At 63.5% G+C, this 19,941-nt stretch carries 20 protein-coding genes and 1 tRNA gene; 17 read left to right on the forward strand and 4 right to left on the reverse strand.

Annotation, left to right across the window (positions count from 1 at the left end; translation table 11 throughout):
* Positions 1 to 54: 54 nt before the first annotated feature.
* The 8 genes from LB553_RS14375 to LB553_RS14410 all read left to right on the forward strand — a co-directional run bounded on the left by LB553_RS14375 (position 55) and on the right by LB553_RS14410 (position 9,567).
* Positions 55 to 1,935 (forward strand): extracellular solute-binding protein, encoded by a 1,881-nt coding sequence (locus LB553_RS14375; RefSeq protein WP_224514150.1) that lies wholly within the window; start codon positions 55 to 57, stop codon positions 1,933 to 1,935.
* On the forward strand, positions 1,935 to 3,812 hold the full coding sequence (locus LB553_RS14380) for an extracellular solute-binding protein (protein WP_224514152.1): 1,878 nt from the start codon (positions 1,935 to 1,937) through the stop codon (positions 3,810 to 3,812). The genes LB553_RS14375 and LB553_RS14380 overlap by 1 nt, the downstream gene beginning before the upstream one ends.
* Positions 3,813 to 3,842: 30 nt before the next feature.
* A complete protein-coding gene (locus LB553_RS14385; RefSeq protein WP_224514154.1) occupies positions 3,843 to 4,937 on the forward strand; it encodes a microcin C ABC transporter permease YejB in 1,095 nt (364 codons plus the stop codon).
* Positions 4,937 to 6,076 carry an ABC transporter permease gene (locus tag LB553_RS14390; RefSeq protein WP_224514157.1) on the forward strand — a complete coding sequence of 380 codons (1,140 nt, stop codon included), beginning with the start codon at positions 4,937 to 4,939 and terminating at the stop codon, positions 6,074 to 6,076. Before LB553_RS14385 ends, LB553_RS14390 begins: the two co-directional genes overlap by 1 nt.
* Positions 6,077 to 6,226: 150 nt before the next feature.
* On the forward strand, positions 6,227 to 6,460 hold the full coding sequence (locus LB553_RS14395) for a hypothetical protein (protein WP_224514159.1): 234 nt from the start codon (positions 6,227 to 6,229) through the stop codon (positions 6,458 to 6,460).
* Positions 6,460 to 6,960 carry a type II toxin-antitoxin system VapC family toxin gene (locus LB553_RS14400; RefSeq protein WP_224514161.1) on the forward strand — a complete coding sequence of 167 codons (501 nt, stop codon included), beginning with the start codon at positions 6,460 to 6,462 and terminating at the stop codon, positions 6,958 to 6,960. Before LB553_RS14395 ends, LB553_RS14400 begins: the two co-directional genes overlap by 1 nt.
* Positions 6,957 to 8,585 carry an ABC transporter ATP-binding protein gene (locus tag LB553_RS14405; protein WP_224514164.1) on the forward strand — a complete coding sequence of 543 codons (1,629 nt, stop codon included), beginning with the start codon at positions 6,957 to 6,959 and terminating at the stop codon, positions 8,583 to 8,585. Before LB553_RS14400 ends, LB553_RS14405 begins: the two co-directional genes overlap by 4 nt.
* Before the next feature lie 40 nt (positions 8,586 to 8,625).
* Positions 8,626 to 9,567 carry a 2-hydroxyacid dehydrogenase gene (locus LB553_RS14410; protein ID WP_224514166.1) on the forward strand — a complete coding sequence of 314 codons (942 nt, stop codon included), beginning with the start codon at positions 8,626 to 8,628 and terminating at the stop codon, positions 9,565 to 9,567.
* Here LB553_RS14410 and LB553_RS14415 read toward each other — a convergent pair.
* The 3 genes from LB553_RS14415 to LB553_RS14425 form a co-directional block, all read right to left on the reverse strand.
* Positions 9,564 to 10,094 carry an AAA family ATPase gene (locus LB553_RS14415; RefSeq protein WP_224514167.1) on the reverse strand — a complete coding sequence of 177 codons (531 nt, stop codon included), beginning with the start codon at positions 10,092 to 10,094 and terminating at the stop codon, positions 9,564 to 9,566. The two genes, LB553_RS14410 and LB553_RS14415, sit on opposite strands and share 4 nt — an antisense overlap.
* A gap of 147 nt (positions 10,095 to 10,241) precedes the next feature.
* On the reverse strand, positions 10,242 to 10,616 hold the full coding sequence (locus LB553_RS14420) for a hypothetical protein (protein ID WP_224514169.1): 375 nt from the start codon (positions 10,614 to 10,616) through the stop codon (positions 10,242 to 10,244).
* 74 nt (positions 10,617 to 10,690) lie between these two features.
* Positions 10,691 to 11,635 carry a class I SAM-dependent DNA methyltransferase gene (locus tag LB553_RS14425; protein WP_224514172.1) on the reverse strand — a complete coding sequence of 315 codons (945 nt, stop codon included), beginning with the start codon at positions 11,633 to 11,635 and terminating at the stop codon, positions 10,691 to 10,693.
* A gap of 110 nt (positions 11,636 to 11,745) precedes the next feature.
* Here LB553_RS14425 and LB553_RS14430 point away from each other — a divergent pair, with 110 nt between their 5' ends.
* Both LB553_RS14430 and LB553_RS14435 read left to right on the forward strand, forming a co-directional pair.
* Complete coding sequence (locus LB553_RS14430; protein ID WP_224514310.1) at positions 11,746 to 12,756, forward strand: ligase-associated DNA damage response exonuclease; 1,011 nt, start codon at positions 11,746 to 11,748, stop codon at positions 12,754 to 12,756.
* 241 nt (positions 12,757 to 12,997) lie between these two features.
* Positions 12,998 to 14,599, forward strand: coding sequence for a cisplatin damage response ATP-dependent DNA ligase (locus LB553_RS14435; RefSeq protein WP_224514174.1), 1,602 nt, complete (start codon positions 12,998 to 13,000; stop codon positions 14,597 to 14,599).
* Positions 14,600 to 14,760: 161 nt separating this feature from the next.
* Here LB553_RS14435 and LB553_RS14440 read toward each other — a convergent pair whose 3' ends face one another.
* On the reverse strand, positions 14,761 to 15,957 hold the full coding sequence (locus LB553_RS14440; RefSeq protein ID WP_224514176.1) for a hypothetical protein: 1,197 nt from the start codon (positions 15,955 to 15,957) through the stop codon (positions 14,761 to 14,763).
* Positions 15,958 to 16,296: 339 nt separating this feature from the next.
* On the opposite strand from LB553_RS14440, the gene LB553_RS14445 reads away from it, so the two are divergent.
* The 7 genes from LB553_RS14445 to LB553_RS14475 all read left to right on the forward strand — a co-directional run bounded on the left by LB553_RS14445 (position 16,297) and on the right by LB553_RS14475 (position 19,883).
* Positions 16,297 to 16,372: transfer RNA gene (locus LB553_RS14445), tRNA-Thr, on the forward strand.
* A gap of 772 nt (positions 16,373 to 17,144) precedes the next feature.
* Positions 17,145 to 17,333, forward strand: coding sequence for a YodC family protein (locus LB553_RS14450; protein WP_095766010.1), 189 nt, complete (start codon positions 17,145 to 17,147; stop codon positions 17,331 to 17,333).
* 154 nt (positions 17,334 to 17,487) lie between these two features.
* Positions 17,488 to 17,931: an EF-hand domain-containing protein gene (locus LB553_RS14455; protein ID WP_224514178.1), complete on the forward strand. Its 444-nt coding sequence runs from the start codon at positions 17,488 to 17,490 to the stop codon at positions 17,929 to 17,931.
* 45 nt (positions 17,932 to 17,976) lie between these two features.
* Positions 17,977 to 18,519: an RNA polymerase sigma factor gene (locus LB553_RS14460; RefSeq protein ID WP_224514181.1), complete on the forward strand. Its 543-nt coding sequence runs from the start codon at positions 17,977 to 17,979 to the stop codon at positions 18,517 to 18,519.
* A 74-nt stretch (positions 18,520 to 18,593) separates the two neighbouring features.
* Positions 18,594 to 19,043, forward strand: a complete 450-nt coding sequence (locus tag LB553_RS14465) for a hypothetical protein (protein ID WP_224514183.1) — start codon at positions 18,594 to 18,596, stop codon at positions 19,041 to 19,043.
* A complete protein-coding gene (locus tag LB553_RS14470) occupies positions 19,040 to 19,483 on the forward strand; it encodes a periplasmic heavy metal sensor (protein WP_224514184.1) in 444 nt (147 codons plus the stop codon). The genes LB553_RS14465 and LB553_RS14470 overlap by 4 nt, the downstream gene beginning before the upstream one ends.
* Before the next feature lie 112 nt (positions 19,484 to 19,595).
* Positions 19,596 to 19,883, forward strand: coding sequence for a GCG_CRPN prefix-to-repeats domain-containing protein (locus LB553_RS14475; protein WP_224514186.1), 288 nt, complete (start codon positions 19,596 to 19,598; stop codon positions 19,881 to 19,883).
* Positions 19,884 to 19,941: the final 58 nt, after the last annotated feature.

A 19,941-nucleotide genomic window follows, 5' to 3' on the forward strand; every position in this document is an offset into this window, starting at 1 on the left:
GCCGTCGTTCCCATGAAACGATGAATGCTCCAGGGCTCGCGACGAGGAGAACGCATGACGGTTGGCCGTTTCCGCACGCTTTTCGCATCGGCATTGGTGTTCGCCTTCGCCGCCAGCCTGCAGGCCGGCTTCGCCGATGAGTGGCGCACGACGTCGTCGCTGATCGGACCTTCAAAATACGGCGATAATTTTCAGCGCTACGACTACGTCAATCCGGATGCGCCGAAGGGCGGAACGTTGAACCGCGTGGTTGTCGGTACTTTTGACAGCTTCAATCCCTACATCGTGCAGGGTTCCGCAGCCGCCGGCTTTGCGCAGTTCGGCGGCGGGCTGCTTTACGACACGCTGATGGACCAGGCTACCGACGAAGGCAGTGTCAGCCACCCGTTGGTCGCCGAGGCCTACAAATATCCGGCCGACTATTCGTCCGCGACCTACCGGCTCGATCCGCGAGCAAAATGGCATGACGGCCAGCCGATCACCGTCGACGACGTGGTCTGGTCGTTCAATGTGCTGAAAGCGAACGCCCCGCAATATAACCGTTATTTCGAGAACGTCACCGACGCTGTGGCGATCTCCGACCGAGAGGTCGAATTCCATTTCAACCAGAAGGGCAACCGCGAGCTGCCCAAGATCATCGGCGATCTGGTCGTTTTGCCCAAGCACTGGTGGGAAGGGACGGATGCCAGCGGCAAGAAGCGCGACATCACCAGGCCGACGCTGGAGCCGCCGCTGGGCTCCGCCGCCTACAAGATTGCCAGCTTCAAGCCGGGCTCGGAGATCGTCTGGCAGCGCGTTCCCGACTATTGGGGTGCGAAGCTGCCGGTGAAGATCGGTCGCGAGAATTTCGATACCCAGCGCTTCACCTACATTCTCGACGACAACGCCGCCTGGCAGGCCTTCACCAAGGGTGGGCTGGACGACATCAAGCCGGAAAACAGCTCTCGGCGATGGAATACGGCGTATAATTTTCCGGCGGTGAGCGCCGGCGACGTGGTCAAGCAGGTGTTCAAGACCACCTCGCCGGAACCCATGCAGGCCTTCATACTCAACCAGAGACGGCCGTTGTTTCAAGACCGCCTCGTGCGCGAGGCTCTGACGCTTCCGTTCGATTTCGAAACGATGAACCGCACGCTCTTCTACAATTCGAACACACGCACCCGTAGCTATTTCCAGGCCACGGAGCTGGCGTCGAGTGGACTGCCGCAAGGCAAGGAGCTGGAAATCCTCGAGAAATACCGCGACAAACTGCCGGCCGAGTTGTTCACGCAGGAGTTTAAGCTACCTGTCTACGACTCGCCGCAGGCGGAGCGGAAATACCTGAAGCGGGCGGTCGACCTCTTTGCCCAGGCGGGCTGGGTGATCAAGGGCGGCAAGATGGTGAACGCCAACACCGGCGAACCGTTCAAATTTGAGATCCTCGGCTGGAACGACACCGATCAAGTGATCTCCAGTCCCTGGATCGCCAATCTGCGCAAGATCGGCGTCGACGCCAATCTGCGCATGATCGACCAGACGCAATACATCAACCGCGTCAATAATTTCGATTATGACGTCATCACTAGCCAGCTACAGCAGTCGGAATCACCCGGCAACGAGCAACGCGATTTCTGGAGTTCGAAGGCCGCCGACACGCCCGGATCGCGCAACTACTCCGGGATAAAGAATCCGGTCGTCGATGCTCTCGTGGACCGGATCATCTTCGCCACCGATCGAGACGACCTCGTCGCCGCGACCCATGCGCTCGACCGTGTCCTTCTGTGGAACTACTATGTCGTTCCGCAATACTATCGCGCGGTGATTTGGCTGGCCTATTGGAACAAGTTCGGCATGCCGGAGAAACAGCCCGCTTACCGGGGCGCCGATATCGATTCCTGGTGGATCGATCCTGCGAGGGAAAAGGCGCTGGCCGCCAAGTACAAAGGCGTCAATTGATGGGGCGGCGGACCTTGCTTCCTCGCCGCGACTTCCTGGCGCTCGGCGCCGCAGCCACTGCCGCCGTTTTGCTGCCCGGCCAGGCCTTTGCCGACACCCCGACCGGCGTCAAATTGCATGGCCTGTCGGCCTTCGGCGATCTCAAATACAAGGCCGATTTCACGCACTTCGACTATGTCAATGTCGACGCGCCGCAAGGCGGCATCTTCAACTTCTCGCCGCCCAATTGGGGCGCGAACCAGAGCCCGCAGACCTTCAACACACTGAATTCATTCGTCCCCAAAGGCGATTCCCCGCAACGCATGGAGATGTGTTTCGATTCCCTGATGGTGCGAGCGCTCGACGAGCCCGACGCGGTCTATGGATTGATCGCCGACGGTGTCACAATCTCAGACGACCGCAACGGCTTCACCTTCTCGCTGCGCCCGCAGGCGCGCTTCCATGACGGCACGCCGCTCACCGCCAAAGACGTCGCCTTCACCTTCAAGCTGCTGAAAGACAAAGGGCATCCGGACTACGCGCTGTCGCTGACGCATCTGGATGACGCGGTGGCGAAGGACACCCACACGGTAGAGCTCAAATTCTCCGGCAAGCAGTCGGCCCGCACCATCCTCAACGTGGTCGGATTTCCTATCCTTTCGAAGGCCTTCTTTACGGCCAACCCGTTCGATTCCTCGCAGCTCAACCCCCCGCTCGGCTCGAGCGCCTACAAGGTCGGGCGCTGGTCGGCCGGCGCCTGGATTGAATATGAGCGGGTAACCGACTATTGGGGCAACGACCTGCCGGTGAATCGCGGCCAGAACAATTTCGACCGTATCCGCATCGAGTTCTACCAGGACCGCACGGCCGCCTTCGAGGCTTTCAAGAAGGGCGAAATCCTCTACCGGGAGGAGTTCACCTCGCGTGTTTGGGCGACGGCCTACGACTTTCCTGCCTTTACCGCCGGCAAGGTGATCAAGCGTGAGTTCCCAGCCGAGACAACGCCGTCCATGCAGGCCACCGCGGTCAACCAGCGGCGTGAGCAGTTCAAGGATCCGCGCGTGCGGCAGGCGATCGCGCTCTGCTTCGACTTCGAATGGACACGGCGCAACTTTTTCTATGGTTCCTATGAGCGTTCGCAATCCTGCTTCGAAAAATCCGACTTCCGTGCCGCGGGCATGCCGACGCCGCAGGAGTTGAAGTTGCTGGAACCTCTGCGCGAGCAGCTGCCGCCGGAGACCTTCGGCGAAGCGGTGACGCAGCCGGCCTCGGACGGGTCCGGGCGGGACCGCAAGCAACTGAGCGCGGCATTGAAGCTGCTCGCTCAGGCCGGCTGGAAACGCTCCGGTGACTTCGTGGTCAATGACAAGGGCGGGCGGCTGACGGCCGAATTCCTGGTCGACGACGAGACCTTCGTGCAGGTCTATTCGCCCTGGGTCGCCAACATGAAGGCCATCGGCATCGATGCCTCGATCCGCCTGGTGGATTCAGCGCAGTACCAGCTCAGGCAATCGACATTCGATTTCGACCTGCTCTCGGCGGCCTTCAATTTCAGCGCCACGCCGACCCGCGACGATCTGGAAATTTTCTTCCATTCGCGCAGCGCCTCAGTATCGGGTTCGCGCAACCTGCCGGGCGTTGCAAGCCCGGCAGTCGATGCGTTAATCGATGCCGTGGGCGCTGCCAGGGATCGGGAAAGCCTGACCACCGCCATGCGCGCGTTGGACCGGGCCTTGCGCGCGCGGCGCGATTGGATTCCAAGTTGGTATCTGGCGAATCATCGAAGCGCCTATTGGGACATGTTCGGCTTCCCCGATCAGAAACCCGATTTCGGCTTTCCGGTCGAGGCGCTGTGGTGGTTCGATAAGGGCAAGGCGGCAAAGATTGGCAAAGCCTGACATGATCGTTCGCGCGGGGCCCGTCGCCTGATGGGCGCCTATATCCTGCGCCGCATTCTTCTGATGATCCCGACGCTGTTCGGCATCATGGCGATCTCCTTCGCGGTCATCCAGTTCGCGCCGGGCGGCCCGGTCGAGCAGGTGATCGCCCGGCTGACCAATCAGGGCGGCAACGATCGCCTCGGCAGCGGCGGTGGCGATGCAGGCGCGACCAATTTCGACGTTGCCGGCGACGTCGGCTCGAAATATCGCGGCGCGCAGGGACTCGATCCCGAATTCATCAAGAAGCTGGAAAAGCAGTTCGGCTTCGACAAGCCGCCGCTCGAGCGGTTTGGCATGATGCTGTGGAACTATATCCGCTTCGATTTCGGCGACAGCTATTTCCGCGATATCTCGGTGCTGAATCTGATCCTGGAGAAGATGCCCGTCTCCATCTCCATCGGCCTGTGGATCACGCTTCTGTCCTACCTGATCTCGATCCCGCTCGGCATCCGCAAGGCGGTGAAGGACGGCTCGACCTTCGACGTATGGACGAGCGGCGTCGTCATCGTCGGCTATGCCATTCCCGGCTTCCTGTTTGGCATCCTGCTCATGGTGCTGTTCGCGGGCGGTTCGTTCTGGGACTGGTTTCCGCTGCGTGGCATCGTTTCGGACAATTGGGATCAGTTGTCCTGGCCGGGCAAGATCGCCGACTATTTCTGGCATATGACGCTGCCGCTGACGGCGCTCGTGCTCTCGGCTTTCGCGACAACCACCCTGCTCACCAAGAACTCCTTCCTCGAGGAAATCCGCAAGCAATATGTCGTGACGGCGCGTGCCAAGGGACTGTCGGAGCGCAAAGTGCTCTACGGCCACGTCTTCCGCAACGCCATGCTGATCGTCATCGCCGGCTTTCCGGGCGCCTTCATCTCGGCCTTCTTCACCGGGTCGCTGCTGATCGAGAACATCTTCTCGCTCGACGGCCTCGGCCTGCTCGGCTTCAAGTCGGTGATCGACCGCGACTATCCGGTGGTGTTCGCCACCCTTTACATCTTCTCGCTGCTTGGCCTGTTCGTCGGCCTTTTGTCCGACCTGATCTACACCTGGGTCGATCCGCGCATCGACTTCGAGCGGAGAGACATCTGATGGCCGAGGCGGCGATCGAAAGCGCGCCGGCGCGGCCTCGCAGGCCATTTCTGTCGCCGCTCAACCAGCGGCGATTGCAGAATTTCAAGGCCAACCGGCGCGGCTACTGGTCGCTCTGGATCTTCCTGTTCCTGTTCGTGCTGTCGCTGTTCTCAGAGCTGATCGCCAACGACAAGCCGATCATCGCCTCCTACAAGGGCGAGATCCTGTTTCCGGTCCTGGTTGCCTATCCGGAGGAGAAGTTCGGCGGTTTCTATGCGGTCACCGATTATCGCGATCCGGTGATCCAGGACGAGATCAATTCCAATGGCTGGATGATCTGGCCGCCGGTCCGTTACTCCTATCAGACGGTCAACAACGCCATTCCGGAACCGGCACCGGCAAAGCCGTCCTGGCTTTACGACAAGAAGACCCGCTGCAGCCAGTATCCGCAAGGCGAGGCCGATGCCAACTGCACCGTCGGCAACTGGAACTGGCTGGGCACGGACGACCAGGCCCGCGACGTGCTGGCGCGGGTGCTCTACGGCTTCCGCATCTCGGTTCTGTTCGGCCTGATCCTGACGCTCGGTTCGTCGCTGATCGGCGTCGCGGCCGGCGCGGTGCAAGGCTATTTCGGCGGTTGGACCGACCTTCTCTTCCAGCGCTTCATCGAGATCTGGTCGGCGATCCCGGTGCTCTATCTGCTGCTCATCATTTCCGCCATCCTGCCGCCCGGCTTCTTCATCCTGCTCGGCCTGATGCTGCTGTTTTCATGGGTGGCGCTGGTCGGCGTGGTGCGGGCCGAATTCCTGCGCGCCCGCAACTTCGAATATGTCAACGCGGCGCGCGCGCTCGGCGTACCAAACCTCACCATCATGTTCCGCCACCTGTTGCCGAACGCCATGGTGGCGACGCTGACCTTCCTGCCCTTCCTTCTCAGTGGCTCGATTTCGACGCTGACCTCGCTCGACTATCTCGGCTTCGGCCTGCCGCCCGGCTCGGCCTCGCTCGGCGAGTTGCTGAAACAGGCGCAGCGCAACCTCAACGCCCCCTGGCTCGGCATCTCCGGCTTCATCGTGATTTCGCTGATGCTGTCGCTGCTGGTCTTCATCGGCGAGGCGACGCGCGACGCCTTCGATCCGCGCAAGACGTTCAAATGACTACAATGCGGACCGGCACCCGGCATGTTATATTCTCAGTGTGGCGATACGAATTAAAGTGCGCGTAGGTGAATTGGCAAAACTACTGGCGACCATGATTGGTGAATATCTGCACGTTCTCCGCGCCGCGATCCACGAGAAGACGGAATTATGAATAAGGTCATCCTCGAGCATTATCCCGCATCGAAACTTCCGGACGAGTTGCGAGAGGGCATAGCCTTGAATGCCTCGGTCACAGTGACTGTGGAAGAGGAGGCCAAACGGCCCCTTGACCGCAAGCAACTGCTTGAACTTATGCGGAACGCCCAGGCCAGCGCTCCAGGGACAAGCCTCGAAGAGGCCGTGGCGCGTGTTCGTGCCCTCCGTGACGAGTGGGAGGACTGATGGCCGCCTTCCGGCTTTACGTCGATACGAACATTTTCATCTACGCTTTCGAAAATAATGACGCTCTTGCAAGAAAACTGCTTCAGCTCGTCTCTTTGAACGAGGGCAGAAAGCAACCTTTCATCGCGACAAGCGAGATCGTGTTGGCTGAGTTGATGGTGGACCCTCTGAAAAAGGGCAATGAGTCGCTTATCGAGCTTTATGACAATATCTCGACTGGTAATGCCTTTGTTTCGATTGGGATGGTAACCCGTGAAGTCCTGTGGCACGCGGCACAGCTTCGTTCAAAATTCGTTTCTCTCAGGCTACCCGATGCGATTCACCTCTCCACGGCAATGCACTTCGGCTGCGCACAATTCCTGACTGCCGATACCAGATTGAAGGGCGCTTATTCTGTCGCACCGGACAGACTCGTTCCTCCGCAATTGACGGCCGAGATTTCGATTATCCGACCGGAAATTTCCGTTCTCGATAAAATCATTACGGAAATCGAAGGATGACCGCTCCCCTGCTTTCCGTCCAAGATCTGAGCGTCGCCTTCACGCAGGGCGGCAAGCAGGAGATCGCTGTCGACCATATCTCATTCGACATCGCCAAGGGGGAGACGCTTGCCCTGGTCGGCGAATCCGGCTCGGGCAAATCGGTCTCGGCGCTTTCGGTGCTGAAGCTCTTGCCCTATCCCGCCGCCAGCCACCCCTCCGGCAAAATCCTGTTCGGCGGCGCCGACCTGCTCGCCATGAACGAGAAGGCGTTGCGCGGCGTGCGCGGCAACAAGATCACCATGATTTTTCAGGAGCCGATGACCTCGCTCAACCCGCTGCACACGATCGAGCAGCAGATCGTCGAGGTGCTGCAACTGCATCAGGGCCTGCGCGACGCCCCGGCCCGCGCGCGCACGCTGGAGCTGCTGACCGAGGTCGGCATCCGCGATCCGCAGAAACGCCTCGACGCCTATCCGCACCAGCTCTCCGGGGGCCAGCGCCAGCGCGTCATGATCGCCATGGCCTTGGCAAACGAGCCGGAGCTTCTGATCGCCGACGAGCCGACGACCGCGCTCGACGTCACCGTGCAGGCGCAGATCCTGGAGCTGCTGGCCAAGTTGAAAGCCCGCAAGGGCATGTCGCTCCTGTTCATCACGCATGATCTCGGCATCGTGCGCAGGATCGCCGACCGCGTCTGCGTCATGACCAAGGGCAAGATCGTCGAGAGCGGCCCGACCAAGGATATCTTCACCAACCCGCAGCACGACTACACCAAGCATCTGCTCGCCGCCGAGCCGAAGGGCAAGCCGCCCGCAGCCAACCCGGGCGCCAAAGCCGTCATGACGGGCAAGGACATCAAGGTCTGGTTCCCCATCAAGAAGGGCTTCTTCCGCAAGACCGTCGACCATGTGAAGGCCGTGGACGGCATCGACGTCACGGTGCGGGCCGGCCAAACACTGGGCGTGGTCGGCGAGTCCGGTTCGGGCAAGACGACACTGGGCCTGGCGCTCGCCAGGATGATCTCCTCGAGCGGCAGGATCAATTTCAACGGACGTGACATCAACCAGCTCTCCTTCAGCGCCATGCGGCCGCTGCGGCGCGAATTACAGATCGTCTTCCAGGATCCGTTCGGCTCGCTCAGCCCACGCCTCTCGGTCTCCGAGATCATCGAGGAAGGGCTGAAGATCCACGAGCCGAAACTCTCGGCCGACCAGCGCGACGACAAGGTGGTCGCCGTGCTGAAGGAGGTCGGCCTCGATCCCGAAACGCGCCACCGCTACCCGCACGAGTTCTCCGGCGGCCAGCGCCAGCGCGTCGCCATCGCCCGCGCCATGGTGCTCAACCCGCGTTTCGTCATGCTCGACGAGCCGACCTCCGCGCTCGACATGAGCGTGCAGGCGCAGGTGGTCGACCTTTTGCGCAGCCTGCAGGCCAAGCACAATCTCGCCTATCTCTTCATCAGCCACGACCTCAAGGTCGTCCGCGCCCTTGCCAACGACGTCATCGTCATGCGCAATGGCCAGATCGTCGAGGCGGGACCTTCCGAGCAGATTTTCAGCAGCCCGCAAACCGACTATACGCGGGCGCTGATGGCGGCGGCCTTCAAGATCGAGACCGCACCGACCGGTGTGGTCAGCGAGTAACCCGACCCGCACTGGCGAAACAGGGAAGAAAAATCCGAGAATGGAAAAAGGGAAAATCCTGCTTGCCCTTACGGGCATCCACCCGCAGCGCTGGCACGAGTTGCTCTCGGCCGAGCGGGAGGTCGTGCTGGAGCCGAACGGCGCCGACGATCCGTCGATCACCTATGCGGTGGTCTGGAAGCAGAAGCCCAACCTTCTCAAGTCGCTGCCCAATCTGCGCGCCATCTTCTCGATCGGCGCCGGCGTCGACCATGTCTTTGCCGATCCCGGTCTGCCCGACGTGCCGATCGTCAAGATCGTCGCCGACAATCTGACCCAGCACATGGTCGAATATGTCGTCTGGCGCGTGCTCGACCACCATCGCCAGGCCTCGCTTTACCGGGCTCAGCAGCAAAAGAAGATCTGGCACGATCCGCCGCAACGGGTGGCCGGCGACATCTCCGTCGGCATCATGGGACTTGGCAGTCTTGGTCGCGCCGCGGCTTCGGCGTTGCTGTCGCTCGGCTTCGCCGTCAATGGCTGGTCGCGCAGCGACCGGCCGATGCAGGGCGTTTCGACCTATTCCGGCGAGGCGGGGCTGATCCCGTTCCTCAACGCCACCGATATCCTCGTCGTGCTCTTGCCGCTGACCCCGCAAACGCAAGGCATCGTCAATTACGGGCTGCTCAAGGAACTGCGCCGGCGCAACGGCCTCGGCGGCGCCGTGCTGATCAATGCCGGGCGCGGCCGCCTGCAGAAGGATGCCGACATTATGCGCGCGCTGGACGACGGCACGCTGAAGGAAGCGAGCCTCGACGTGTTCGAGGTCGAGCCGCTGCCGAAGACCAGCCCGCTGTGGAGCCATCCGAAAGTGTTCGTCACGCCTCATGCGGCGGCGACGTCGGATCCGGCGCATCTGGTGCCGATCATGCTGCGCCAGATGGCAGCTTACGAGCGCGGCGAGAAGCTCGAGAACCTGGTCGACAGAGAGGCGGGGTATTAATCGAGCGACAAACTCCAGTCGCGGAAGCATTGCTTGATCGACCGCAGCGAAGACAGCCGCAGCTTCGGCAGCTCGAGCTCTTCGAACATCGCTTGGTATCGCTTGCGGTTTCGCGGCGTCACCACGGCAATGTGGCGGATCATGTCCCACTTGATGCTGTCGCGCCCGCCTTCCAGCGCGCCATGCCGCTTGGTCTCAAACAGCGTTCGCCGAAAATAACGCAACAGACTTGCGGGCGTGGAGATATCCAGCAGGATCAGACCTGTCGCCCGTCGAAAGCGCTGCGTCATGCAAACCGAATAGTTTCCGTCCATCACCCAGTGTTCGCTGGCGATGGCTGCATCGTGCAGGGTGATGAATTCGTCCTTTGGACGCTGCTGCCAATCCGTATTGGGCAGGTGAAAGAGCTGATCGAGGTGAACGGCTTCCAGACCGCGCTTGCGCGCGATCGCGTTGGCAAGGGTGGACTTGCCGCTGTTGGACGGTCCCAGGATGCAGATGCGGTCGCCAAAGTCTGAGAGGTTCATGGAGTGACGGCCTTGGACCCGTTCCGGAGAAAGTGCTCGGCGGCCGGATTTGACTACTCCGCAACGAACCCCGTCCGCAATCGCGTCAAGGGAAAGCGCGGCGAAGAAGCCCGGCGATCGGTAGATCGCTGGCGGAGCATCGGACGATCAGGAAGGTTTCGAGCCGGGCAGCCCGAGTGTCTCCTTCTTCTTCGGCTTGCCGCAGTCGCGGCGTTCGATCGAGCGGTTCATGGCGTCGATCTCGCCGCTCGCCTTGTTGCTGGCGCGCTGCGCCTTGGAGCGCGTGTCGGGTATGAAGGGGCCGAAGCCCATGGCCGGATTGGAAAAGCTCGGCTTGGCAGTGACGGGCAGATTGTTCTGCCGCGCCAGTTGATTGCGCTGCGCCAGCAATTGGTCGCAAGGCACATCGTCATATTGCAATGAGGATTGGACATCCTCGTCCTGACGCTCGGCCATCGACGTGCCGCCGACACAGCCAGCGACCGTCAGGCAAGATGCCAATGCAACCATGGTCCAGCGCATGGATATCTCCTCATGGTGTCCGCCCCGCGCAACCCGGACCATGCCATTCAGGCTTTTTCGCAGCAAGGCCGACCTCATGCCGTTGCCGGATTCCCCACCTCGGCGGCTGCCGCGGGGACGCCGGCCAGGATGGCCAGGCCTTCGACCGGATCGTGCCGGTCATGCCTGATAACCATGCTTTCCAGCGACAGGACCGCAAGCCCGTTGGCGCAAAGCACGCGCCGCGCATAGGCCTCGGAATGGGCGTAACGCCGTGATGGCAGCAGGGCGAAGTCCTCGCCGCCGGCAAGCGTCTCGAGCGAAAATGCGAACAGGCCATCCTCAGCAAGCATGTTCGCGACCGCGCCGACGATGCGTTCAAGCGCGCCCAGATAGATAAACACGTCGGCCGCGACAACGAGGTCGGCCCTGTCGCCTGTGTAAGAGAAATGCTGGAGGTCGGCCTTGGCCAGCCGGTCATAGATGCCCTTGGCTTTCGCCTTCCTCAGCATGCCGGCCGAGATGTCGTAACCCTCCAGCCGGTCGGCGAGCGGCCGCAACCTTTCGCCCATCAGGCCGGTGCCGCAGCCGAGGTCGAGGGCTAGCCTGAACCGGCCGGGCCTTGCCTTGCGGATGGCGCGCTCGAGAAAATCCGGCAGCCCGTAGGCGAGCTTCTGGACAAGCGACTCCTCGAAACTGTCGGCATAGTGATCGAACAAGGTCTCGACGAAGGCGCTGGGCGGTGCCGCCGCGGCCGGCGCCTTGCCGATCAGTTGAAGCTTGAGCGCGGCGCCAAGGCGATCCGCGAGGTCCAGCTTCAGCGCCATGGCCCAGGCCTGCGCGGCCTGGTCGAGCAGGCCAGCCGCCTCCTGCATCTCGCCGAGGCGAAACCAGCCGGCAGCCCATTGCGGCGCCAGTTCCATCGCGTCGAGCAGAAGCTCGGCCGCCTGCGCGGGCTCGCCCGAGGCGAGCAGCATCTCGGCGAAATCGGCGCGGCGATCGGCGTTCAAGTCACCCGACGAGGCCTGGAGCGGTTTCATCTTTTGAAGAATCCCACCGGCGAGGCGGGGCCGGCAAGGGGCTGTAGGACGAGTCAGCAGTCTCTTGCAACAGGCTTCCCGCGCGGAATTTAGCCACTATGTTCAAAGCCATGCGCGCCAGCGACCTGCTCAAGCCCCGGCCGGAGGGCCTCTACTGCCCGCCCGGCGATTTCTTCATCGATCCGGTGCGGCCCGTTGGGCGGGCGCTGATCACGCATGGCCATTCCGACCATGCGCGCTCCGGCCACCGCTCGGTGCTGGCCACGCAAGAGACGCTCGACATCATGGGGCTGCGTTATGGCGAGGATTTCGCCGGAACGACGCAGGCGGCTGCGCTCGGCGAAACCCTTGACATCGACGGCGTCGCCGTCACCTTCCGTCCGGCCGGACATGTGCTTGGCTCGGCGCAGATCTGCGTCGAGCATGGAGGCATGCGCATCGTCGCCTCCGGCGACTACAAGCGGCAGAAGGACGCCACCTGCCTGCCGTTCGAGCCTATCCCGTGCGATGTCTTCATCACCGAAGCGACCTTCGGCCTGCCGGTGTTCCGCCACCCGCCGGACCATGAGGAGATCGCGCGCGTGCTCAAATCGGCGGCGCAGTTTCCCGAGCGCTCGCATCTGATCGGCGCCTACGCGCTAGGCAAGGCGCAGCGCGTAATGCGGCTTTTGCGCGACGCCGGCTACGACCGGCCGATCTATATCCATGGCGCGCTGGCCAAGCTCAGCGAATATTATCAAAGCCAGGGCATCGATCTTGGGCGGCTCGAGCCGGCGACGGTGGAAAGCCGCGGCAAGGCCGATTTCGCCGGCGCGATCGTCGTCGGCCCGCCATCTGCCTTCGCCGATCGCTGGGCGCGGCGTTTTCCCGACCCGATCTCCTGCTTCGCCTCGGGATGGATGCGCATCCGCCAGCGCGCCAAGCAGGGCGGCGTAGAGCTGCCGCTGATCATTTCCGACCACGCCGATTGGGACGAGCTGATCATCACGATCAAGGAAACCGGCGCGGAGGAAATCTGGGTCACCCATGGCCGCGAGGAGGCACTGGTGCGCTGGTGCGAGCTGGAGGGCATCGCGGCGCGGCCGCTGCATCTCGTAGGGTATGAGGACGAGGGCGATTAATGGCCGAAGTGGTTTCGACAATCGCTGGCGTCGCGCTCTACGGCGCCCCCCTCTGTCCTGCCGGACATCTCCCCCTCAAGGGGGGAGATTGGCAGCTTGAACGCCGGCGCATCTCTACCGGCGCCGAAGATTCGCGGAAGCGGACGCGACGTCCAATCTCCCCCCTTGAGGGGGAGATGGCCGGCAGGCCAGAGAGGGGGGCCTCGCGCCAGCTTTCGCAATTGGCGCAGCGCAAACGGCCATGAACCGCTTCGCCGAGCTCCTCGACCGCCTCGTGCTGACGCCGTCGCGCAACGGCAAGCTGACGCTGCTGACCGACTATTTCCGCAGCGTCGAGGATCCCGATCGCGGGCTGGCGCTGGCGGCGATCACCGGCGATCTCAACATAGCGGCGGTGAAGCCGGCGATGCTGCGCGCGCTGGTGGTCGAGCGCATGGACCCGGTGCTGTTCGGCTATTCTTACGACTATGTCGGCGACCTCGCCGAGACCGTGTCGCTGGTCTGGCCGCAACCACAAGGGCACATCCCCAATCATGTGCCGACGCTCGCGGAGGTGGTCGCCAGACTGCAGGCGGCAAGCCGCTCCGACGGGCCCAGGGTGCTGGCGCGGCTGCTCGACGACGCCAGCATCTCGGCGCGCTTCGCCATCATCAAGCTGGTCACCGGGGGCTTGCGCATCGGCGTGTCGGCGCGGCTCGCCAAGCAGGCGCTGGCCGACCTTGGCCAAGTCGATGTCGCCGAGATCGAGGAGCTCTGGCACGGGCTGGCGCCGCCTTACACCGACCTGTTCGCCTGGCTGGAGGGCCGGGCGGAAAAGCCGAGGAGCGCAGCGCTCGCACTGTTCCGGCCGGTGATGCTTTCCAACGCCGTCGACGACAACGACCTCGAAAAGCTCGATCCGACCGATTATGCGGCGGAATGGAAGTGGGACGGCATCCGCGTGCAGGCGGTGTGCGAAGGCGGTGTGCGCCGGCTCTATTCGCGCACCGGCGACGACGTGTCGGGCGCCTTCCCGGACCTTGCCGCCGCCATGAATTTCGAGGCGGCGCTGGACGGCGAGCTGCTGGTCGGGGACCCGCGCGAGGCGACCGGAACCTTTTCCGACCTGCAGCAGCGACTGAACCGCAAGAGCGTGTCGCCAAAGATCCAGCAGCAATATCCGGCCTTCATGCGCTGCTACGACGCGCTGCAGATCGACGGCGAGGACCTGCGCGCGCTGCCCTTCGCCGAGCGCCGCAAGCGGCTCGAGGCTTTCGTCGGGACGCTTGATCCCAGCCGCTTCGATCTCTCGCCGCTGGTCGCGTTTTCCGACTGGGAGACGCTGGAGCGGCTGCGCCAGGCGCCGCCGCATCCGATCATCGAAGGGGTGATGCTGAAGCGCTGGGATTCGCCCTATCTGGCCGGCCGGCCGAAGGGCCCGTGGTTCAAGTGGAAGCGCGATCCGCACACCATCGACGCGGTGCTGATGTATGCGCAACGCGGCCACGGCAAGCGCTCGAGCTTTTATTCCGACTACACGTTCGGCGTCTGGTCCGGCCCCGAGGGATCGGAAGAGCTGGTGCCGGTCGGCAAGGCCTATTTCGGCTTTACCGACGAGGAGCTGAGAGAGATCGACAAATACGTGCGCGACAACACGATCGAGCGCTTCGGACCGGTACGCTCGGTGCGCGCCGACCGCAGGAACGGCCTGGTGCTGGAGGTGGCGTTCGAGGGCCTCAACCGCTCGACCCGCCACAAATCGGGCGTGGCGATGCGCTTTCCCCGCATCTCACGGCTGCGCTGGGATAAGCCGGCGGCTGAAGCCGACCGCATCGAAACGCTGCAGGCGTTGCTGGATAGTTAGGAAATCGGCGCCGGCGCTTCACCCCACCCGCGCCTGCGGCGCGACCTCCCCATCAAGGGGAGGTACGGGTTGGCGCCATGTCCTACCTCCCCTCGATGGGGAGGTCGGCGCGAAACGCCGGGTGGGGTGCTGCGCTTGCGTGGACAGGTACAACGACGCGATCACTGCGCGATCGAGACGCGGATCTCGTAAATATCCACCGACTTGCCCTTCTGGTCGAAGTCGGAATTGACGGCGATGGTGCCGGCGGCGCCCGGATGCTTGTTCGGGAACTGCACGTCGAACAGATATTCGTTGCGCTCGTGGCCGACGGCGTAGCGCTTGCGGCCGCAATCGCCGAGATCGCCGAAATTGCAGTCAATCGAGATCTGCGTCTCCTTGCCTTCTTCCGAACGGGCGACGATGTCGAACATGGCGTGCTTGCCGGCAAGCTTCTCCAGCACGCCCTGGCCGACATCGAAGGCAATGGCCGAACCGGACGCGCCCGAGCGGATGCGCAGGAACTGGCCGGTGTCGTCCTTCATCACCTCGGCGGCGGCGTCGGACGGCGCGCTGACATGGGTCGGGTCGGCGGGCGAGAAGACGTTGATCCAGTTCTTCGACTGGTCCGCCTCGCCCGGCTTCTGCGGCGAACCTGGCTCAGCCGGCTGCGAGGAATCCTCGTCGTCCAGCGTCGGCGTCGGCTCCGGCGGGCCAGTGTTGAGCTCGGCCGCGGTCTTGAAGACACCCGTCTGCTTGGCGAAATAGAGGCCGATGCCGGCGGCCGCGAGCAATGTCGCGACGACGAAGATCGCGGTCAGCGGCAGGCGCCGGCCCCTGATCCGCCGCTCGTCGCGGTCAGGCGCGACCTGGGCGCCGTTGCCGACCGGGGCGCCCGGCGAATCATCGAGCGAGGGCGCATCGGGAAGCGCTGTCTCATCCGGCATGATGTCGGGGACGCGCGGCAGCACGCGCGAACGCGGCCGGTCCGAAGCATCGGGCTGCACCGGGCCGTCGACGGTGATCGATGGCGACGGCGCGGTTTGCGACGGCGGCAGCGGCGCGTCGACCGCCGGCGCGGCCGATTCGGCCGGCGCTTCGACGTGGGGATCCGGCGCGCCATTGCCGGCGGGCGCGACGTTTTCCGGCGGCAGCGTCACCTCTGGCACGGCCGGCAGGAACTCCGATTCGATCTCAGTGATCTTGGCCTGGACTGCCTTGCGGCGGCTGATGGCGGCCTCGACCGTGACGTTCGGATTGGCCTGCAGGACGCGGTCGAGCGCGGCAAAGGCCGATCGATAGACCTTTTCTCGGAACGCACGGTCCTCGGCATTGCCTTTCTCGAAGGCATTCCGGATCGCTTTCTCGATGGGGTCCAAGCGAGCTCCCTCTGCGCGTTCGCTCCCGGTTGTCTGATCGTTAGCCGCGGACGACCAATCGATCAACGGCGAGCGGCTGCCTTGCCGGCCAAAGCCATTTCGGCATTTTTTGTTGAAGAATCAACATTTTTTCGTCACCGCCGGCACGGCCGCGCCTGCTGGCCTGGTGCAAAGGACGGCAGGCCCGCACGCCACCACGGGCCGCGCCTAGCGCCCGTCGCGCGGTAACCGTAGATCGGAATTGCCGCCGCCGAGGCCGGAATTCACCGCTGCCCATCTTGAATTAGCGAGCAGTTGAGTCTATCACCCAGCCCATTCTGGAAGCCTGACGCTTCCCGGGCCGCTTTAGCTCAGTTGGTAGAGCACATCATTCGTAATGATGGGGTCGCGTGTTCGAGTCACGCAAGCGGCACCAAATTTCTCCACGAGAACCAAATAGTTACCGGAGGCCGGGCGGTGAGCCGTCTGCCCGTGAACCATAGGCAATGGGGCAGGCGATAAAAGATCACCGGCGGGGGAATCTGCCCTAACGGAATAAGGGGCTATATCTTTGGTCCTTTCGGACCATTGCGCTCGTCAGGATGGACCTCGGTCGATTGTGGGCTAGCGGGCAAATCAGACAGTCTCGCGATCGCACCGGCTGATAACCCCCAAGCCCCCCCGCCCTATCGGTCGGTGCATGCCCGGCTTGCGGACCTCAAAATCCTAACCACAAAAGCGAGCCGGGCTTCCATCCGCGTGCCTGTGTCAAGACGTACTTTGTCGGTAATGCCATGAGGAGTTGGACGGTCTATCACGTCGATTTCGGAGCAGGGGGCAGCAGCCCGCTTCTAACTGAAATCGGAAGCGTTGAAGCCGACAACCTTTTGGCAGCGGTGATGAAGGCCCAAGCTTTGTGGCCCGATGAAAGGTCGATGACCGTCCGCCCGGCCGGAGAAGACAGCCAATCGGTACAGCCGCCGGCCCCAGAGCGCGACACCGATTGAACCCAAGGAGCGATTGGGCCGCTCGCTTCAGCTCCAAAGCCCCGACATGATCCGGCCACGCCTTCCGTCCCGCCCGGCGTGTCACACAAGCGGCATCATTTTCACGCCTTCCCAGCCCTGCACCACGTCATCGGCGCATCTCGGCCATTGTCGGGAGTAGCTGTTGGTGGGAAACTCCCTTTGTCAGCATGGGAGGTCAAAATGCCCAATAGTTTCAAGACCGGAGACGTCGTCAGGCTGAAATCCGGAGGCCCGGAAATGACTGTCAGCGACGGGGCGGCTTCCGGCACGTATCTGTGCCACTGGTTCAACCGCGAGGGCGACGTCTGGACGCCGCAGCATGCAGGCTTCAAGCAGGACCAGCTGGTGGCGGTCGACCAGCCGAGATAGTCGTCGCCTTCTGCCCTTAGGAATCTTCGATCCGGCTGCGTCGGATCCGGTAGCTTGTCGTCCGGTCGAAAAAGCACCGACGGATTTTGCTCTGCCTCGCGTTCAATGGCTGAAGCGCGGCCGCCAATGGCCACGTCCAACCGGAGACGAGAGCATGATCCGCCCCACCCTATTCGTCGTTGCCCTTGGCCTGCAGACCGCTGCCGCGGTCGCCCAGGCAACGACGCCTGCCCCTGCCCCGGCCCAGACGGCGCCGAGCACCTCGGCTCCGGCCACCAAGTCTGACCAAACCAAGCCCGGCCTGACGCTGGAAAAATTCGAGGCGCGCCGGGAGAAGGCGTTCATGCGGGCCGACACCGACAATGACGGCAAGGTCAGCCTCGCCGAATGGACTGCTTTCCAGGCCGCGCGCAAAGCCAAGGCCGATCCGGCCAAATCCTTCGCGCGCATGGACACCAACAAAGACGGCTTCGTTGACAAGGGCGAGCTCGACGCCTTCCTCGCCAAGCGCTTCGCCAGGCTCGACAAGAATAGCGACGGCATGCTCAGCGCCGACGAGAGGCCGAGCCACAAATCCGCTTCCAAGCAGGAGCAATGACCAAGAGGTTATGCCGCACAATGACAGTCGCGAGCGCTCCGATTGATGGGCGCCGATCCGGACGAGGAACTGGTACGCCGCATCGGCGCCGGCGACCCCGCCGCCGTGCAGGCGATGGTGGCGCGCAAGCTGCCGCGCATCCTGGCCCTGGCCACAAGGATGCTCGGCGACCCGGCGGAGGCCGAGGACGTCGCCCAGGAGACTTTCGTGCGCATCTGGCGCCACGCCTCGGGCTGGCGCCGGGGGCACGCACGCTTCGACACCTGGATCCACCGGGTGGCGCTCAACCTCTGTTACGACCGGCTGCGGCGCCGGCGCGAATGGACGACGGACGACCTGCCGGAGGTGGCGGACGAGGCGCCGCTTCCCGACGCCATGCCGGGCGACGAAGAGTGCAAGGTCAACCAAGCGCTGCAGCGCATCGCGCCGCGCCAGCGCGAGGCGATCGTCTTGGTGTATTATCAGGAGCTGTCCAACATCGAAGCCGCCGGCGCCATGCAAGTCAGCGTCGATGCGCTGGAAAGCCTGCTCGCGCGCGGCCGGCGCGCTTTGCAGGCCATGCTCATTGGAGACGATGGCAATGACTGAGACAGCAAAGGCATTGCCGGCTTCGCGACCCAGGACGTGGGGGGCCACGTCGGAACGGCGGAAGGGGGAACGGGATGGCTGAGAAGAGAACGGAAGGGCCGATGGATGCCCGGCGTTTCGCCGCGCTGGCGGATGCCTATGGCAGCGCCTTGCACCGCTGGCCGCCGGCCGATCAGGCCGCAGCGATGCTGTTTGCCGAGACCGAGCAAGGCTTCGCCATCCTGGCGCGCGCCGGCAAGCTCGACGCCATGCTCGACCGGCATCGGTTCGAAGCACCCAGCCCGGCGCTGCATCGCACGATCGTCGCCCGCGCCGCGACCGAGGTCAGGCAGGAGCGCCGCCGACGGTTCTGGTGGCTGGGCTTCGGGCTTGCGGGCGCCGGGCTGGCCGGTGCCGTGGCGGGGCTGGCGCTGGTGACCGTCGTCAGCCCGGATATCCAGCCCGATCATTATGTGATGGACGCCAATGCGACGTCTTTCGGCGACGCCGGCCCCGATGCCGACCAAACCGAGGAGGATCTATGAACCCCCGTCTTGTCGCGGCATCCCTGGTGCTCAACGTCTTTCTGATCGGCGCGCTCGCGGGCGGAGCGGGCTGGCTGATCGGCAAGTCCAATCCGGGTTATTCGCTGGAATCGGCCGGCGGCAGGTTGCCGGCCGCCGACCGCAAGGTGTTCCGCCAGGCGTTGCGCGAGGTGCGCCGGGACTCGCGTGACGTGATCCTCGACGGACAGGCCGCGCGGCGCGAGGCGGCGAACCTTCTGCAACAGCCGACTCTCGACACCAATGCGCTTGCCACCGCCCTGGAGCGCGCGCGCAATGCCGATCTTGCCGTTCGCACCAGGCTGGAACAGCGCATCATCGAATTTGCCGCATCAGGCTCGCCGGAGGACCGCCGGCTGCTGGCGGATGCCTTGTTGCGACGCGCCGGCCGGCAGCCGCCGCCTGCAAAAAAATTGCCATAGGCGGCGACGGAAGGGGCGACCGCGCTCCGTTCAAGGGAAAGAGGGACAGGCCTGTGACCGCCTTCGGCGGCGGGCAGGTTCTCTTCAACCTCGAAACTGTCGGGAGTATCCGATGAACAGTCTGACGAAATATTCGCTCGCAGCCGCGCTCGCCATCGGCGGAACGGCCGCCGCAAGCGCCGCCTCGGCGATGCCGATCGCAGCGGTTGCACCCTCGCCGGCGCTTATCGAGCATGTCGCCTGGGGCTGCGGTCCGAGCTGGCATCCCAATTATTGGGGCCGCTGCGTGCCCAACCGCCGCGTGATCTATCCCGGTTATTATTACTGGGGCGGGCCGCGCATCTATATCGGCCCGGCCTGGCATCCTTACCACCGCTGGCACCACTGGCGCCGCTGGTGATGACCTGCTCACGACGCCGGTGCTGCGGCCGGCGTCGTGAGCGCTCTTGCGATCGAGG

Origin of the sequence: Mesorhizobium sp. CA8 (genome assembly GCF_020164955.1) — a bacterium.
In the GTDB taxonomy this organism is placed as follows: Bacteria; Pseudomonadota; Alphaproteobacteria; order Rhizobiales; family Rhizobiaceae; genus Mesorhizobium.

Excerpts from the sequence above, each read along its gene's own strand:
- LB553_RS14375 (WP_224514150.1), top strand. The coding sequence starts at position 55 with ATGACGGTTGGCCGTTTCCGCACGCTTTTCGCATCGGCATTGGTGTTC.
- LB553_RS14380 (WP_224514152.1), top strand. The coding sequence starts at position 1,935 with ATGGGGCGGCGGACCTTGCTTCCTCGCCGCGACTTCCTGGCGCTCGGC.
- LB553_RS14385 (WP_224514154.1), top strand. The coding sequence starts at position 3,843 with ATGGGCGCCTATATCCTGCGCCGCATTCTTCTGATGATCCCGACGCTG.
- LB553_RS14390 (WP_224514157.1), top strand. The coding sequence starts at position 4,937 with ATGGCCGAGGCGGCGATCGAAAGCGCGCCGGCGCGGCCTCGCAGGCCA.
- LB553_RS14395 (WP_224514159.1), top strand. The coding sequence starts at position 6,227 with ATGAATAAGGTCATCCTCGAGCATTATCCCGCATCGAAACTTCCGGAC.
- LB553_RS14400 (WP_224514161.1), top strand. The coding sequence starts at position 6,460 with ATGGCCGCCTTCCGGCTTTACGTCGATACGAACATTTTCATCTACGCT.
- LB553_RS14405 (WP_224514164.1), top strand. The coding sequence starts at position 6,957 with ATGACCGCTCCCCTGCTTTCCGTCCAAGATCTGAGCGTCGCCTTCACG.
- LB553_RS14410 (WP_224514166.1), top strand. The coding sequence starts at position 8,626 with ATGGAAAAAGGGAAAATCCTGCTTGCCCTTACGGGCATCCACCCGCAG.
- LB553_RS14415 (WP_224514167.1), bottom strand. The coding sequence starts at position 10,094 with ATGAACCTCTCAGACTTTGGCGACCGCATCTGCATCCTGGGACCGTCC.
- LB553_RS14420 (WP_224514169.1), bottom strand. The coding sequence starts at position 10,616 with ATGCGCTGGACCATGGTTGCATTGGCATCTTGCCTGACGGTCGCTGGC.
- LB553_RS14425 (WP_224514172.1), bottom strand. The coding sequence starts at position 11,635 with ATGAAACCGCTCCAGGCCTCGTCGGGTGACTTGAACGCCGATCGCCGC.
- LB553_RS14430 (WP_224514310.1), top strand. The coding sequence starts at position 11,746 with ATGCGCGCCAGCGACCTGCTCAAGCCCCGGCCGGAGGGCCTCTACTGC.
- LB553_RS14435 (WP_224514174.1), top strand. The coding sequence starts at position 12,998 with ATGAACCGCTTCGCCGAGCTCCTCGACCGCCTCGTGCTGACGCCGTCG.
- LB553_RS14450 (WP_095766010.1), top strand. The coding sequence starts at position 17,145 with ATGCCCAATAGTTTCAAGACCGGAGACGTCGTCAGGCTGAAATCCGGA.
- LB553_RS14455 (WP_224514178.1), top strand. The coding sequence starts at position 17,488 with ATGATCCGCCCCACCCTATTCGTCGTTGCCCTTGGCCTGCAGACCGCT.
- LB553_RS14460 (WP_224514181.1), top strand. The coding sequence starts at position 17,977 with ATGGGCGCCGATCCGGACGAGGAACTGGTACGCCGCATCGGCGCCGGC.
- LB553_RS14465 (WP_224514183.1), top strand. The coding sequence starts at position 18,594 with ATGGCTGAGAAGAGAACGGAAGGGCCGATGGATGCCCGGCGTTTCGCC.
- LB553_RS14470 (WP_224514184.1), top strand. The coding sequence starts at position 19,040 with ATGAACCCCCGTCTTGTCGCGGCATCCCTGGTGCTCAACGTCTTTCTG.
- LB553_RS14475 (WP_224514186.1), top strand. The coding sequence starts at position 19,596 with ATGAACAGTCTGACGAAATATTCGCTCGCAGCCGCGCTCGCCATCGGC.